Source organism: Pseudoalteromonas sp. 11L1 (genome assembly GCF_055397545.1).
This window is the reverse complement of sequence record NZ_AP041141.1, coordinates 1,539,937-1,556,064: the sequence shown is the minus strand read 5'-3', so window position 1 is coordinate 1,556,064 and position 16,128 is coordinate 1,539,937. Positions and strand designations below refer to the sequence as shown.

The window sequence follows — 16,128 nt, the reverse complement described above, 5'->3', positions numbered from 1 at the left end:
CAATTATGCATCAACCGCCCTTTTATTTAGGTGAATGGCAAATCACCCCTGCCAGTAACACCATTCAACGCGCTGAAGAACAAAAACAGCTAGAACCAAAAGCCATGGATGTGTTGCTGTACTTGTGTCAAAACCAAGCAGAGATTGTGAGTAGCGACGCGTTATTAACTCACTGCTGGGCAAACACAGAAACCGGCGATAACCCTCTGCATAAAACTATCACTCAACTTCGAAAAGCTCTGGGTGATAAAGCAAGCGCGCCGCAATACATAGAAACCATACGTAAACGTGGTTATAGGGTTATTGCAACGGTTGAGTTTCCATTGGCGGATGACCTCTCCAACCAAGTTAGCACATGGCAAGGCGGCTCTCCTTTTTTAGGTTTGAGTGCATATAACCCAACCGATACCCACTTATTTTTTGGTCGTAATCATGCCATCAGCAGGTTATTAGAGAGCGTATCAAACCAAGTAACATTGCAGCGCGCATTTTGTTTAATCCTTGGCCCTAGTGGCACGGGTAAGTCATCATTAGTTAATGCAGGTATATTGCCAAAACTACTCGACGAGCGAGGCTATAACGGCATTAGAGTAATGTCGTACACCCAACTCGACTTTGCAGATGTAGCTCAAAATAGGCTGTATTTAGATCTCGCCTCGGCCATGCTCGATTGGGATATTAACGACATTCCAGTATTTACAGGGTTAAGCGCACAAACGCTGGCGCAGCAGCTAGAACATGACATAGACAATGTTATTAGCGGCTTAAAAAATACAATTGCAAATACCCAAACAGCAGCAAAAACGCCGCAATTGTTTTTGTTTATAGACCGCTTAGAAGTGCTACTTTCCTCACCGCTTTTTAGTAACGACACCCGAAGTCATTTTTTATCTGTTATTGAGCGTTTAGCGACCTCTAAAGCGGTGATTGTATTTAGTGCCTGTCGTAACGATTTTTACCCTTTAGTGGTTGAGCAGCCAAGTCTTATGGTGGGCAAAGCTCATGGCGCGCATTACGATTTAACCCCGCCAAATCGCCATGAACTACAACAAATTATTCGCTTGCCAGCGTTAACCGCTAATTTAACGTTTTCGCAAGACCCACACACTAAAACCCCGCTGGATGAAATACTTTGCGCCGATACCGCCAATAATCCAGATGCACTGCCCATGCTGCAATACACACTGCAAGAGCTGTATTTACAGCGCAGTGATAATAATGAGTTATTGCACAGTGTGTATGAAAAAATCGGTGGTATTGAGGGTGCCATTGGCAAAAAAGCCGAAGAGGTATTTATAGGGCTTTCTAAAGCGCAACAACAGCAACTAAAAAGCGTGTTATCGCAATTAGTAACACTAAACCCAGATGGTAAAACCATTACGAGCCGCGCAGCCCGCTTGCAAGCGTTAACCAACACCAGCCAAAAAGAGCTGGTTCAAGCCATGGTCGATAGCCGCTTATTTGTATCGCATTTGCAAAACCAAGAAGCTTACTTTAGCCTTGCTCACGAGGCATTATTACGCCAATGGCCACGTGCCAAACAGTGGATTAATGACCATAAAGATGCCCTTGCTATAAAAAGCCGCTTACACCACCACACGCAACAATGGCTTAATGAGCACAAAAGTAACGCCTACCTGTTAGCACAGGGTAAACCGCTGCAAGAAGCCGTTACCTTATTAAACGACAACATATTCGAACTAGACGATGACGAACGCGCGCTTATAACCAGCTCTCTTAAACACAGTAAAACAAAAACAACCATAAAACGCGGCACCGTCGCTCTGCTTTGTTTACTTACCTGTGTTGCCCTATTTATGAGCGTTACTAGCTTTCAAGCGCAGCAACTTGCACAGCAAAAACGCCAAGAAGCCGAAAGCTTACTAGGATTTATGGTAGGTGATTTTGCCGATAAATTACGCAGCGTAAAGCGTATGGACTTACTTGATGGCATTAGTAATAAAGCACTTGAGTATTTTACCAATCAAGTTGATGAGCCAAGCTCGCTATTTAACTTTAGCAGTCAACAAGGAGAATTTAAAAGTCGCTTTCAGTACGCGCAAACTCTGGAAGCCATGGGAGAAGTGGCCTATTCTCGCGGGAAAACCATTGAGGCCTTCACCGCCTTTGAAAACGCCCGCATTCGCCTTGAGGCGTTATTAAAAATTCAGCCAAACAACTTAGAGCTTCTCACACTCGCCGGTGCGAATGCCTTTTGGCTCGGCCAGCTCCATTATGATAAAAGTGATTACGCTGCTACTGAACCATTATTTAAAAAATATCATGCCTACAGTGAGAAAATGTATTCATTAGCACCAAATAGTTTTAACTCGATTATGGAGTTATCGTATTCGCATAATTCGCTGGGATCTTTGTATTTAAAGCAATTTAACTACACTGGCGCGAAACAACGCTTTACAGAGTCGCTTGCTTTAAAAAAAGAAGCCCTTGAGCTTAAACCCAATAATAAAAATTTGTTACGCGATAAAGCCGATACCATCAGTTGGATTGCAAAAACAGAAGAGAGATTAGGTAATTTTAACGCAGCATTAACCATGTACGGAAATGTATCTAATGAGTTAAAAAGTTTATTAATTGAATACCCAGCTGATGCCAGTTTATTATCTGATTTAGCAAATGCTTTTATACAGAAAAGCTACCTTTTTAGTTATCTACCGAACAAAAAAAATGCCTACAATTATGCTATGCAAGCGACTAAAGCAATTAATAATGCACGCTTGCAAGACCCAAAAAGTAAAGAATTTCAACGTGCTTATTATCGCTTCTTAGCTCACCAGTTAGTACTTTCACCTAATAAAAACGTTGATAACCGAGTTAAGGATATTATCAATTTTATGAAAATGCAGGACTTTAAAAATAACTTTGCAATCAATACACAATTAAGTCTTATACAGTACTTTATTGATAGGCAGTTACCACAAAAAGCCCATGAGCTATTAAAAGCACTTGAGAACGATGTAAACTATCAACGGTACATAACGAATAAAGCAAAGAGTGGTGATAATGTAGACTTTACAAACAAAAATTTACTTGAAGCTAAATTAACTGAAAATAAAGTACAGCAAGAGCAACTCTGCTTAAGTGCATTTAATGCGATCATTCAAACAGTAAAAATAAATCAAAGCGTTCATGTAACGCATCCACTAGTCCAAGCATACACTTGCTTGAACCGCGTAAACGAAATACCCAAAATAAAAGCACGCCTAGTTAAGCTGGGCATTAACAACTTTCAACTATAACCATGAATACGAAGGAAATAATATGAATAACACTCAAGCGCAAATTCACTTTACTGTAAATATTGTACTAGACAGTGACGGCGAAGCTAATTTTACATACTTTATAGATGGCAAAGAAGTGACTGGCGGCGGAGTTGTAAGAACCGAAACCGCGGGCATTTATAGTTTAGATGAAGCCACGCTTGCTAAAGGTTTTTTATTCACCGGCGCTACTATTACTGATGTCGAGAAAGAAACACCTTGCGCCCAAGATTTCAGTTCTAAAGTAAGCGATAACGGCCGCACCATTACTATTATCGATACCGATGAAAACCCTGGCACCGCCTGTTTAGTATTTAACGTTGAGTGCAATGGCAAAGCGTATAAAAGCACCGATCCTCAAATTAAAAATAAAGACAAAAATTAATTAACAACACTTAATTATTAATTTTTAAATTGCACAGGACTGGTTTACTCCTGTGCAATTTTTATAAGCCAAACACTTTAACGCTAACACATACCAAGCAGCATTATTAATAACCATCCCTTATTACTAATCTATAATAAAAACCTCAACTTTCAATTGCTGAGTAACTAATTTTCACCTGCACAGGTTACTTAAAACCTGTGCAAGCATAATTTTTATCATTAAATATCAAACAGTTAAAATAAGAAGGTTACCGAAAGGTTTAATTGCACTTTTTTAAGTAAATTTGTAGACATCAAAAACGTCTGTACCATGCTAAGGCTAAAACGTGTCGAAACAAATTAACAATAAAGAGACTGCCGCAACTAATAACGATAAAGCATTGCCCTTCGATAGCGCTTTATTATCCCCTTTTTCGCATACTCAATTTGATGCATTAATTGAATTATTTAATGGCACCGCCGAAGGTATTTTTGTACTGAATGAACATGGAGGTTTTGAGTTTGCAAATCCAAAGGCAGCACAGCTATTAGGTTACTCTCAGCAATCTCTGATAGGCGAAAATTTACTGTCGTTTTTACACGGTGCAGACCTTGATAAATATAAACAGACCTTATTAAATTGGATTGGTATTAAGGACACCCCTCTTAGCATTGGCCCAAATGAAGTTGCTATAAACAAAGCCAATGGCGATGTGATTGAAGCTGACTTATCAATATCAAGCATGCCAAAAAGTCTCGCATCGGCGCAAAAGTTGTACGTGTGTATACTTCACGATCTTAGTACTCATAAAGCCATGTATAACCGTTTAAAAATACAGGCCTCAACCGATCATTTAACTGGGCTTGCTAACCGCTTAGCTTTAGATGAGTCGTTAAAAAAGTACTGGCAAGAGAGTATTCAAAGCCAACAACCTTTAACCAGTATATTAATTGATGTTGACCACTTTAAAAAATTCAACGATACCTATGGGCATATTAAAGGCGATAAATGCTTACAGAAAATAGCAAAAATGCTATTGCAATGCATTCCATCTAGAGAGTGTTTAGCTGCTAGGTATGGCGGTGAAGAGTTTGCGATTATTTTACCCCGTTGCGATATAAAAACCGCCACGGTTGTGGCCAACCATATACAACAACAAATTGCACAAATGAGCTTTACCGACATAGGATTGCCGCCAGAGGTTAAAATTACGGTAAGCCAAGGAATTGCCTGTGAAAATAATAACCAGTACCGCACCTACGAGGCGCTATTGTATGCCGCAGACACGGCTTTATATCGAGCAAAAACAGAAGGTAGAAACAAAATAAGTACGATTGTTTAAAGCTTAAATTAAAGGCCTTTTCATGACGCTATATCTATATTAAACGCCACTTCATGGAGGTGGCGTTTAGCTTAAAAATTAGAGTAATAACAAACTACCTAACCCTAAAAAGGTCACAAAGCCGACAATATCAGTCACTGTGGTTAAAATAACTGAGCCTGATAATGCAGGGTCAATTTTCATTTTATCTAAAATAGACGGGATCACTACGCCCGCCAACGACGCAGCCACTAAATTAAGCAGTATTGCCACGGTAATGGTTATACTAAGCATAATATCGTTAAACCATAGATACGTTAGCAAACCAATCACTAAAGCCCATACCAAGCCATTTACCGCCCCTACACGCAGCTCTTTTTTAAGTAGAGCGTTACGGTTTGAGTCGGTAACCTGACCAAGCGCAAGACCGCGCACTATAACTGTTAAGGTTTGACTACCGGCTATTCCGCCCATTGATGCCACAACAGGCATTAATACCGCAAGTGCCACCACTTGTTCTATAGTGGCGCCAAATAAGCCTATAAACCATGAGGCTAAAAATGCGGTTGCTAAGTTGATACCTAACCAAATACCACGGTTTTTAGCACTTTTGCGAACACTAGCAAATAGGTCTTCGTCTTCACGTAAACCACCCGCTTTTGCTGTGGCTTCGTCAGCAATTTCTTGACGTAACTCGTAAGCTGATGCAATGGTTAAACGCCCTATTAGTTTGTTTTCGGCATTAACCACGGGCATGGCCATTTGCTCGCTGTGAATAACCACCTCGGCGGCTTCATATAAATCGTGGTCTGCGTGCAATGAGGTAAAATCATGATTAGTTAAGGTGACTAAGCTTTGATTATCATGCGCTTTTATTAGGTCGTTAACTGCTACTTCACCAATTAAGCTGCCTTTGCGGCTCACTAAATAAATCACTTCGCTGTACTGCGGTAACCCTTTATGTAACAGCTTTTTAGCGCCACCCGCAGTGAGCTTGTCTGACACCTTTAAAAAGTCAAAGCCAATCCAGTGACCTAGTTGCTCAGGTGTATATTGTTGCGCCAGTTCGTATTGTTTAGTTTGCGCTTCATCAAGCTGTTTTTTTGCATAATCAGTAAAGCGCTGCGGGATCACTTCTTCTAATTCAAGCAGCTCTTCAACGTTAACTTCGTCTAATAATTTAAAACCGTCACTGTCATCTAGGGTTTGCAGTAACCATAAACAGCTATCTTCGCTTAAGTTAACGAAAATTTCGTGTTGTGTGTCTTCATCTAATAAGTGCCAAATTTCAAGGCGCTGCTCTTTAGGAATAGCTTCAAATAATAAAGATAAGTGTTCGGTTGATAAGGTTTGTTGAGCATCTATCAGTAATTTATTTTTACGCTCTGTGGTATCACACTGCAATAAGTCGTTTATGAGTTGTGGTAACTGATCAACCGGATACTCTATCATTTTAAAACCCTAAAATAGTCTTTCACTATAAATTTACTGTAATAAGTAAGCACTTATTAATAAGAATAGCTAATAGTGTACATTAGACACGACCAAAAATATTAAAAAATCTCTGTGTCGTTAGATATTTATAGCTGCTATCACCCACTCAACGCTAACCAATAAAAAAGCCGTAACAAATAATGTTACGGCTTAGTGTAGTTAGTATTTTAAATCGCGCTATATTTTAAATTGTCCTACTAAGTCACCCAAGTTTTCACCTCGCCCAGCTAGGTGCTTACTTACTGACGAAGTCGTTTTACTCGACTGTGTTAACTCATTAACTATTTCTTGAATCGCATACACATTGCGGTTAATTTCTTCTGTTACACTGCTTTGCTCTGTTGCTGCTGTAGCAATTTGCGTACTCATATCATTAATTGTTGTTACCGATGTAGTCACCGCACCTAAGCTTTCTGATATAGCGCGCGAAGACTCAACTGAACGATTACAGCTTTGTTGACTCGCATGCATAGCATCAACTGCTGCCGTCACTAAATTATGTAACTCGCTTAGCATTTCGTTAATTTCTAATGTGCTGTCTTGGGTTCTGCTTGCTAAGCTTCTAACTTCATCAGCTACCACCGCAAACCCACGACCTTGCTCACCTGCGCGTGCCGCTTCAATTGCCGCATTTAATGCTAATAAGTTTGTTTGTTCAGCAATGCCACCAATTACACTCAATACGCTGTTAATTTTTTTAGATTGCTCACTTAACGAATTAACCTGCTCTGCTGCTTGATTAATTTCGCCCATTAAGTTTGATACTTCGCTCAGTGAAACATCCACACAATCTTGCGCGTTAGCCACTTCTTTTGTTGCCGCCTGCGTTGACACTGCAACTTGTGTGGTATTTTGCGCAACTTCATGCGATGTTGCCGACATTTCGGTAATCGCTGTTGCCACTAAATCGGTTTCATGGTTATGCTTTAATAACTTGTCTTCTATGAGTAATGTTTGTGTATTAATATCTGAAGAGGCTGTTTTAACGTCACTTGTTACATCAACCACACCGGCAATAATACTGTGTAGCTTGCTCACAAATACATTGAAAGATTCACCTAACTGACCAATTTCATCATGGGTATCTATTTCTAGGCGTCGGGTTAAATCTCCCTCCCCTTTGGCAATATCATCTAAGCTTTGCACCATACGTTTAATTGGTTTTAGCATATTGTTAGAAGCGTACAACGCACCTGCGGCAGCTAAACCAAGAAGCAGTAGTGATATTAAAACCAGAGTGGTCATTTTTTCGCTTAAATGGCGCTCCATGGTTGATTGATACTTTACCAGTTCGGCTTCAATATCATCCATATATGTGCCAGTACCTATCATCCAATTAGTACCTGGGATCATGGCAGCATAACCAATTTTTTCGACTAAGCCGGTGGTGTTGGGCTTTTGAAAATGATAGGTAAACGAGCCACCGCCTTTACGCGCTTGCTCAAGTAAGCCAACCACTATTTTTTTACCGTTTGGGTCGGTCATGCCTATTTTAGTTTGACCTTCTATTGCATCACCCAATAAGGCATGAAAAACACTAATACCATTGGTATCATAAATAAAGTAGTAACCATCTTCACCAAAGGTTAAATCTCTCAACGCATCTTTAGCGTCTTGCTCATTTCCTTGTGCCAATTGGTATTGCACTACTTTAGAGCCGATTTCTATTTCTGTTCTTAGCAAAGTTTGTTTATCAGCAATTAATTTAGTTTTAAACTCATTAAAGTTTTGCTGTTGATTTTGCATCTCTAAATAATAAGAACCTGCCATAAAACTGATTAGTAATACAATCAATGGTAAAACAGCCAACAGTAGCAATTTATTTTTTAAGCTTAAATTACCCATTATTTCTCCAATTAACATTATTAGTCATTAAGCTTTTACTTTTCGGTAGCTTAACAACTAAGTTTCCATTGTTTATATTACTGACAACAACGCCACAATTGTATACAAATTAAGCACAGATGGCGTTGTTTCGCAATTTAATATACTCGTATGTTAGTAAAACACATTAAAAGCCACTTTATAATTAGACAATAGTATACAGCTAGTAATAAATAACTGATTTATCTCATTATTACAAACCCTACTAGTACACATTTTATTAAATTTACTTAAAGCTAAATTAACCTGAATAACGCTATTTTAGCTTTAATATAAATTAAACATTGGGTAGCAAACAAAGGTCTTGCTTTCTGAGTTAAAACGCAAATAATGAAACAACTAACCACTGGGTAAGAATGAGGAAAATGAGTTATATACTAACCACCCAATGCGCAGACGATATAGGCTTAATCGCCAAAATTACCGGACTGTGTAATGAGCATAATTTAAATATTATTCGTAATAATGAATTTGTTGATAAAGATGCACAGCGCTTTTTTATGCGCACAGAGCTTACTGGCGAACCACATGCTGAGTTTTTGTCACAACTGCGCGGCGTATTACCAGCTGGCGCAAAAGTGGCACTGCACGGTGAAGAAAAAACCAAAGTGGTACTATTAGCCACAAAAGAAGCTCATTGTTTGGGCGGCATGTTACTTAAGCAATTTGAACAAGCCTTAAACATTGAGATACTCGCCGTTATCGCCAACTACCCTACTCTAGAGCCTCTAGTGAAAGGGTTTGATGTTCCTTTTCATGTGGTTTCTCATGAAGGACTTACGCGCAGTGAGCACGACGAAAAAGTCGGTGACTTAATTGCCAGCTATAACCCTGACATTATTGGCCTAGCTAAATACATGCGTATTTTGAGCCCTGAATTTGTGGGTCGTTTTGAGGGTAAAATCATTAATATTCATCACTCATTTTTACCTGCTTTTATTGGTGCAAAGCCGTATCATCAGGCGTTTGAACGTGGTGTAAAAATTATTGGTGCCACAGCTCACTTTGTTAATAATGAGCTAGACGAAGGCCCTATTATTTTACAAGACGTGTCGAGTGTGACCCATGCGAATACAGCTGAGATGATGGCTAAAATGGGTAAAGATGTTGAGAAAACGGTGTTTTGTAAAGCACTGCAACTGGCATCAGAACATAAGCTGTTTATTAATGGCAATAAAACCGTCGTATTTTCATAATTAGTTTTATATTAAAATTAAAAATGCCAGCGACTAAGCTGGCATTTTTTATAAGTAAATATTAAACCTTACTTAATTAGGGTGTGTAATACGTTGGTGCCCCAGGGCCTACTGGCATACCTAAAACAAATACCCATAAGTAAAACAGTACCACCCAGCCAACAAAGAAGATTAAGCTGTATGGCAACATAGTGGCTACCAAAGTACCTATTCCCATGTCTTTTTTGTATTTAGTGGCAACCGCGAGAATTAAACCAAAGTAACTCATCATCGGGGTAATTAAGTTAGTTACTGAATCACCAATACGATAAGCCGCTTGAATTGTCTCGGGTGCATAACCTATAAGCATTAGCATAGGAACAAAAATAGGTGCTGTTACTGCCCACTGCGCTGACGATGAGCCTAAAGTTAAGTTAACTAAAGCACACATCAAAATAAACAGTACAAATACTTCCGGCCCAGTTAAGCTAAGTGCCTGTAGTAATGCGGCACCATTAATCGCTAAAATGGTGCCTAAGTTAGTCCATTTAAAAAATGCCACAAACTGTGCAGCAAAAAACACCAATACAATGTACATGCCCATAGAGCTCATACTTTTGCTCATGGCATTGATCACGTCTTTATCATTTTTCATGGTGCCAACCACGCGACCATACACAAAACCCGGAATACCAAAGGTGACAAAAATAAAAACAACAATCCCTTTTAAAAACGGAGAGTGAGCAACTAGACCTGTTTCAGGGTTACGTAAAATACCGTCTGCTGGAACAATCGTCCAAGCGAGTAACAACGAAACAACAAGTAATGAAACTCCAGCCCATTTTAAACCTGATTTTTCTTTGTCAGTTAAACCGGCAATATTATTTTGAGCTAAATCTTCGCTGGCTTCATCTGGGTTATATTTACCTAAACGTGGCTCAACAATTTTCTCAGTAACGAGTGTGCCTAAAACAGCAATTAGCAACACTGAAATCATCATAAAATACCAGTTTGCTTCAGCGCCTACTTGGTAAGTTGGGTCAATCATTTGTGCTGCAGGCGTCGTAATACCTGCTAATAACGGATCGATAGTACCAAGTAATAAGTTAGCGCTATAGCCGCCCGATACACCAGCAAACGCGGCAGCAAGACCTGCAAGCGGATGACGACCTAAGCTATGAAATATCATTGCCGCTAGGGGGATCAATACTACATAACCCAGTTCAGATGCTGTGTTCGATAAAATAGCAGCGAATACCACCATAAAAGTTACTAAGCGTTTAGATGCGCCCATAACCATGCCACGCATTGCTGCTGACAATAGTCCTGAATGCTCGGCAACACTTACACCTAATAACGCCACTAATACCGTGCCTAATGGGGCAAAGCTGGTAAAGTTAGTAACTAAGCCAGTTACAATACGCTGTAAGCCCTCAGCACTGAGTAGGCTAACCACTTCAATTACACCATCGGGATCGCGCCCGGCAGAGCCCTCAGGGCGAGGATCGATAGCACTTAGTCCAAACAAATCGGCAACGCCACTAAATAAAATAATGGCAATACAAAACAGCGCGAATAAGGTAATTGGATGGGGAAGCATGTTCCCTAAAAATTCTACCGTGGCTAAAAATCGATTAAACCAGCCGCCCTTTGCGACCTGATTTTCATCTTGGGATGTGTGTGGTGAGTCTATTGAGTCTGACATACCATGCTCTCTTAATTACAAAATGCCCGTAACCTAGCATTATTTTCTGAGCAGGTCATGTAATAAAGATGAATGACTTGTTATGTCATGGTAATAACTGAGGGGTTTGTTGTGATTGGATTGCAAAAAAGAGGCTCTCGCCTCTAATTTAGTCTGCTTGGGCTTGCTCTATCGGTTCTAGTTGTAGTTTTGCAGCAATTAAAACAGCTTGGGTACGGTTATAAACACCGAGTTTTCTAAATATGGCAGTAATGTGTGCTTTGACTGTGGCTTCTGAAATGTGGAGTTCGTAGGCTATTTGTTTATTCAGTAAACCTTCGTGCAAGTATTGTAATACGCGATATTGCTGTGGAGTAAGTGATGCCACTTGTGCCGCAATTTCTCTATCTGCGCCTTCGATTTCAGCCACTTTACTTTTTAGTTCAGTTGGCAGCCAAGTATTGCCTTCGAGTATTTGGTTAATTGCGTTGGCAATATCATCAGATGAAGATGATTTAGGAATAAACCCCATAGCGCCATAACCCATAACTTTCGAAACAATATTTACATCTTCACTACCCGAAACCACCGCAATAGGTAAGCTTGGGTAATCTTCACGTATACGGATCAAGCCGTATAAGTCACCGTTACCTGGCATGTGTAAATCTAGTAGTAATATATCAAGGTCTTCTTGTTCGTTTAACACCTGCAGTGTGCTGTCAAAATCTGCTGATTCAAATACTTCTAAACCCGCAAACTTTGCACTCAAAGCGCCTTTTAGTGCTTCACGAAATAACGGATGATCGTCCGCTATTAAAAACTGACTCATTGTTCACTCCCAAAAATTCGGCCGCTATCCAATAGACAACAGCCGATATACTACGTTTAGAATCAACTTCTAATCAAGCTTTTAACGCGAAATTAACGATTTAATCGATTTTCTACTAACTCATCAACCACAGACGGATCCGCAAGCGTTGAAGTATCGCCCAGCTGTTGATGTTCATTTGCCGCGATTTTACGTAAAATACGACGCATAATTTTACCAGAACGTGTTTTTGGTAGACCTGGCGACCACTGAATCATATCCGGTGATGCTATTGGGCTTAGCTCTTTACGAACCCAATTACGGATATCTTTAGTTAGCTCATCACTCACCGTTACACCCTCGTTAGGAGTTATGTAAACGTAAATACCTTGGCCTTTAATATCGTGTGGGTAACCTACTACAGCCGCTTCAGCTACAGCTTCATGAGCAACTAAAGCACTTTCAATTTCAGCAGTACCTAAACGATGCCCAGACACATTAAGTACATCATCAACGCGTCCTGTGATCCAGTAATCACCATCTTCATCGCGACGACAACCGTCACCGGTAAAGTACACACCAGGGTAAGCGCTAAAGTAGGTTTGTTCAAAGCGCTCGTGGTCGCCATACACGGTTCGCGCTTGCGAAGGCCAGCTATCTAAAATGACAAGGTTACCGTCAACCGCACCTTCTAATGTGTTGCCTTCAGCATCAAATAACGCCGGTGCAATGCCAAAGAATGGACGGGTTGCAGAGCCTGGTTTCATATCGGTTGCACCTGGTAATGGCGCAATCATGATGCCACCAGTTTCGGTTTGCCACCATGTATCTACAATAGGACAATTCGACTTACCAATTTTTTCATAATACCAAGTCCACGCTTCTGGGTTGATTGGCTCACCCACAGAACCTAAAATACGTAAGCTGTCACGATGTGAGCTGGCAATCGGCTCTTCGCCTTTAGCCATCAATGCGCGAATGGCAGTAGGTGCTGTGTATAAAATCGTTACGTTATGTTTATCAACCACTTCACCCATACGACCAGCTGTTGGGTAAGTCGGTACGCCTTCAAATACCACTTGCGTACACCCATTAACGAGCGGCCCGTATGCAATATAACTGTGACCTGTGATCCAGCCTACATCAGCACTACACCAAAAAATATCATCGTCTTTTAAATCAAAAATGTATTCGTGAGTCATAGATGAATACACTAAATAGCCACCGGTGGTGTGTACCACACCTTTAGGCTGACCTGTAGAACCTGAGGTATATAAAATAAACAGCGGGTCTTCAGCATTCATGTGTTCAGGTTCGCACTCTGGCGTTTGATCTGCAACTAAGTCATGCCACCAAATATCATGGTCGTGCCAATCAACATCGCCTGAAGTTAGTTTATGCACCACTACATGCTCAACAGTGGTGACAGAATCTTGTAATACGGCTTCATCTACATTAGCTTTTAGCGGCACACAGTTACCTGCACGTCGGCCTTCATCTGAGGTGATCACCACTTTAGCACCCGAATCATTAATACGATCCGCAATAGCAGACGGTGAAAAGCCACCAAATATAACTGAATGAATAGCACCTATGCGGGCACAAGCTTGCATTGCGTATATCGCTTGTGGGCTCATTGGCATGTAAATGGCTACACGGTCACCTTTTTTAACACCTAATTTTTTTAAACCATTAGCAAATTTTGCCACTTCATCATGTAGCTGTTGATAGGTAATATTTTCGCTTTGAGAAGGATCATCACCTTCCCAAATTAACGCTACTTTATCTGCTTTTGTTTTTAAATGACGATCAATACAGTTATAAGAGGCATTAAGGTAGCCATCTTCATACCATTTAATATTGATATGGCCTTTATCAAATGAAGTGTTTTTTACTTTTGAGTATGGAGTAAACCAGTCAAGACGCTTACCGTGCTCAGCCCAAAACCCTTCAGGGTCTTCAATAGACTGTTTATACATCGTATTATATTTTTCATTATCGACGAGCGCTGCGCTTTTTATATGTGCAGGAACTGGATAGATACTTTGTGACATATTAGTCTCCAATTTATATTACTTGCCTTAGGCTTTTCATCAAGGATTACTCAGCAGTGCACTATTAAATATTAGACATTAGTTGTATCTGGGTTCAAATAACTAGGGTCTGTTGACCTTTCAAGGTTAAATTTGCAGCAGTCTGTTTGGTATTTAGGCAAGGCAGAGCCTATGTGGTGTGGTTATTCCCCATAAATAGGCGATAACGCAGCATCAATGCCAAACAGGCGCTGCCCGATGGGTTCTGCCTAGGGGCGATTTACTCTTTGTTGCCTACATGGATGTAGGTAAGGGGCGTAAGCAGGACGCGGAAGCTTTGCTCGGTTTTTACTTATTCTTACATGGATGTAAGCCAGTAGAATAACGCAGGAGCAGTTATCGAGCCCACTAGGTTACAAACCTCGCGCCATGATTTAATCGCCCCTAGTTTGAACAAATTTTAATCCGCAAAGGTCAACAGACCCCAATATCTTATCTATAATCCTCATGGCTATACCCTATTTACATAAAAAACATACTATTAAATAAAAGTATGTGGGCCCTCAATAATTATTAAACCTTAGTCTAATAGACTAATAGTTAATTGAGTAAATTGTGCACATATACAACAGTAGCTTAAATATACAAAAACTTTGATTGTTTATTAAAAACGCGTATTTACTAACAAGTTAAATTAAAGACAATAAATTCAATCTGTTAGTACTATATAAGTAACACACATTAATGCATATCATAATAAAACATACAACAAGTAGCCTATAAAAGGACACAACAATGAAATTAACTCCAATTAAAACACTGGCAGCGACTGCTGTACTATGTGCACTTTCTAGTACAGCTTATGCTGCAACAGCTGCAAAAATAGGTGATACAGAATTCACCTACGGTGGATACATTAAACTCGACGCAATGTGGAGTGACTATTCAGCAGGCGCTCCTGCTGGCAGCAGTGTTGGCCGTGACTTTTATGTACCAAGTACATTAACAGTTGGTAGCGATGATAGTTCAGACGCAGTATTTGATATGCACGCTCGTGAGTCACGTTTCAATTTTGGAACTGCTACCTTACTAGATAACGGTAAAACGATTAAAACTAAAATAGAGCTAGACTTTTTAGCTTCTGCCCCAGGTGGCAACGAGCGTGTGTCTAATTCATATTCTCCGCGTATTCGCCATGCATTTATTTCATACGATGGTTGGTTATTTGGTCAAACATGGTCAAACTTTCAAAACGTTGGTGCATTACCAGAAGCGCTTGATTTTGTTGGCCCAGCAGAAGGCACAGTGTTCGTTCGCCAATCTCAAATTAAATACACTACAGGTGCATGGTCTTTCTCTTTAGAAAATCCAGAAAGCACAATTACTACAGCAGGTGGTGGTATGGCAGTGACTGATGATGCCTCATTACCTGACTTTACCGCACGCTATACTCACAAAGCGGATTGGGGTAACTTTGTAGTAGCAGCCCTTGCTCGTCAACTGACCTACAAAGTAGGTGGTGTTGATGCCGATGAAACCTCATTTGGTGTTAGTGCATCGGGTATGGTGAAACTTGGTGAAGACAATCTAAAATTTATGCTTACCCAAGGGAAAGGGTTAGGTCGTTATGTGGGTCTAAACGTAGCACGTGGGGCGGTTCTTAATGGTGATGATTTAGATGCGATTGATTCAACATCTGGTTTTATTGCGTATCAACATAAGTGGAACAGTCAGTGGCGCTCTACTTTCCTATATTCGTTCTTATCTGCTGATAACGATGAAAACCTACTAGCAATGTATGGCGATCCTACAGAATCAAGCCAAAGCTACAGTGCAAATATTTTATACTCACCGGTTAAACGTCTAACCTTTGGTGCTGAATTTAAACATGCAGAACGTGAGCTTGAAAGTGGCGTAGATGGCGACATGGATCGCTTACAGTTCTCTGTTAAATATGCGTTTTAATTTCCTAACCAATTAAAATACTTCCTGAGCGGCTTCGGCCGCTTTTTTGTTTCCATAGTAAATACACCTGTACACTTTTTTAAAATAACATTGATGACGTGTAAAATATTACAATA

At 40.2% G+C, this 16,128-nt stretch carries 10 protein-coding genes; 5 read left to right on the top strand and 5 right to left on the bottom strand.

Annotation, left to right across the window (positions count from 1 at the left end; translation table 11 throughout):
• Nucleotides 1-5: 5 nt before the first annotated feature.
• The 3 genes from ACZ5WS_RS07130 to ACZ5WS_RS07120 all read left to right on the top strand — a co-directional run bounded on the left by ACZ5WS_RS07130 (nucleotide 6) and on the right by ACZ5WS_RS07120 (nucleotide 4,990).
• Nucleotides 6-3,260: an nSTAND1 domain-containing NTPase gene (locus ACZ5WS_RS07130; protein ID WP_464711350.1), complete on the top strand. Its 3,255-nt coding sequence runs from the start codon at nucleotides 6-8 to the stop codon at nucleotides 3,258-3,260.
• A gap of 22 nt (nucleotides 3,261-3,282) precedes the next feature.
• Nucleotides 3,283-3,666: a DP-EP family protein gene (locus ACZ5WS_RS07125; protein WP_464711348.1), complete on the top strand. Its 384-nt coding sequence runs from the start codon at nucleotides 3,283-3,285 to the stop codon at nucleotides 3,664-3,666.
• A 328-nt stretch (nucleotides 3,667-3,994) separates the two neighbouring features.
• The gene (locus tag ACZ5WS_RS07120; protein ID WP_138609319.1) at nucleotides 3,995-4,990 is read left to right on the top strand and encodes a GGDEF domain-containing protein; all 996 of its coding nucleotides are present in this window, start codon (nucleotides 3,995-3,997) and stop codon (nucleotides 4,988-4,990) included.
• Between the two features lie 78 nt (nucleotides 4,991-5,068).
• Here ACZ5WS_RS07120 and ACZ5WS_RS07115 read toward each other — a convergent pair whose 3' ends face one another.
• Together ACZ5WS_RS07115 and ACZ5WS_RS07110 are read right to left on the bottom strand one after the other, a co-directional pair.
• Nucleotides 5,069-6,421 carry a magnesium transporter gene (locus ACZ5WS_RS07115; RefSeq protein ID WP_138609317.1) on the bottom strand — a complete coding sequence of 451 codons (1,353 nt, stop codon included), beginning with the start codon at nucleotides 6,419-6,421 and terminating at the stop codon, nucleotides 5,069-5,071.
• A 219-nt stretch (nucleotides 6,422-6,640) separates the two neighbouring features.
• Nucleotides 6,641-8,308 (bottom strand): methyl-accepting chemotaxis protein, encoded by a 1,668-nt coding sequence (locus tag ACZ5WS_RS07110; protein WP_464711344.1) that lies wholly within the window; start codon nucleotides 8,306-8,308, stop codon nucleotides 6,641-6,643.
• A gap of 404 nt (nucleotides 8,309-8,712) precedes the next feature.
• Here ACZ5WS_RS07110 and purU point away from each other — a divergent pair, with 404 nt between their 5' ends.
• The gene (purU, locus tag ACZ5WS_RS07105) at nucleotides 8,713-9,543 is read left to right on the top strand and encodes a formyltetrahydrofolate deformylase (protein ID WP_464711342.1); all 831 of its coding nucleotides are present in this window, start codon (nucleotides 8,713-8,715) and stop codon (nucleotides 9,541-9,543) included.
• A 76-nt stretch (nucleotides 9,544-9,619) separates the two neighbouring features.
• Here purU and ACZ5WS_RS07100 read toward each other — a convergent pair whose 3' ends face one another.
• From ACZ5WS_RS07100 to acs, 3 genes are all read right to left on the bottom strand, one after another.
• A complete protein-coding gene (locus ACZ5WS_RS07100; RefSeq protein ID WP_464711340.1) occupies nucleotides 9,620-11,227 on the bottom strand; it encodes an AbgT family transporter in 1,608 nt (535 codons plus the stop codon).
• 148 nt (nucleotides 11,228-11,375) lie between these two features.
• Nucleotides 11,376-12,035, bottom strand: coding sequence for a response regulator transcription factor (locus ACZ5WS_RS07095; protein WP_464711338.1), 660 nt, complete (start codon nucleotides 12,033-12,035; stop codon nucleotides 11,376-11,378).
• A 92-nt stretch (nucleotides 12,036-12,127) separates the two neighbouring features.
• The gene (gene acs, locus ACZ5WS_RS07090; protein ID WP_464711336.1) at nucleotides 12,128-14,068 is read right to left on the bottom strand and encodes an acetate--CoA ligase; all 1,941 of its coding nucleotides are present in this window, start codon (nucleotides 14,066-14,068) and stop codon (nucleotides 12,128-12,130) included.
• Nucleotides 14,069-14,842: 774 nt separating this feature from the next.
• Between acs and ACZ5WS_RS07085 the strand changes: the two genes are divergently transcribed.
• On the top strand, nucleotides 14,843-16,012 hold the full coding sequence (locus ACZ5WS_RS07085; RefSeq protein ID WP_464711334.1) for a DcaP family trimeric outer membrane transporter: 1,170 nt from the start codon (nucleotides 14,843-14,845) through the stop codon (nucleotides 16,010-16,012).
• Nucleotides 16,013-16,128 lie beyond the last annotated feature (116 nt).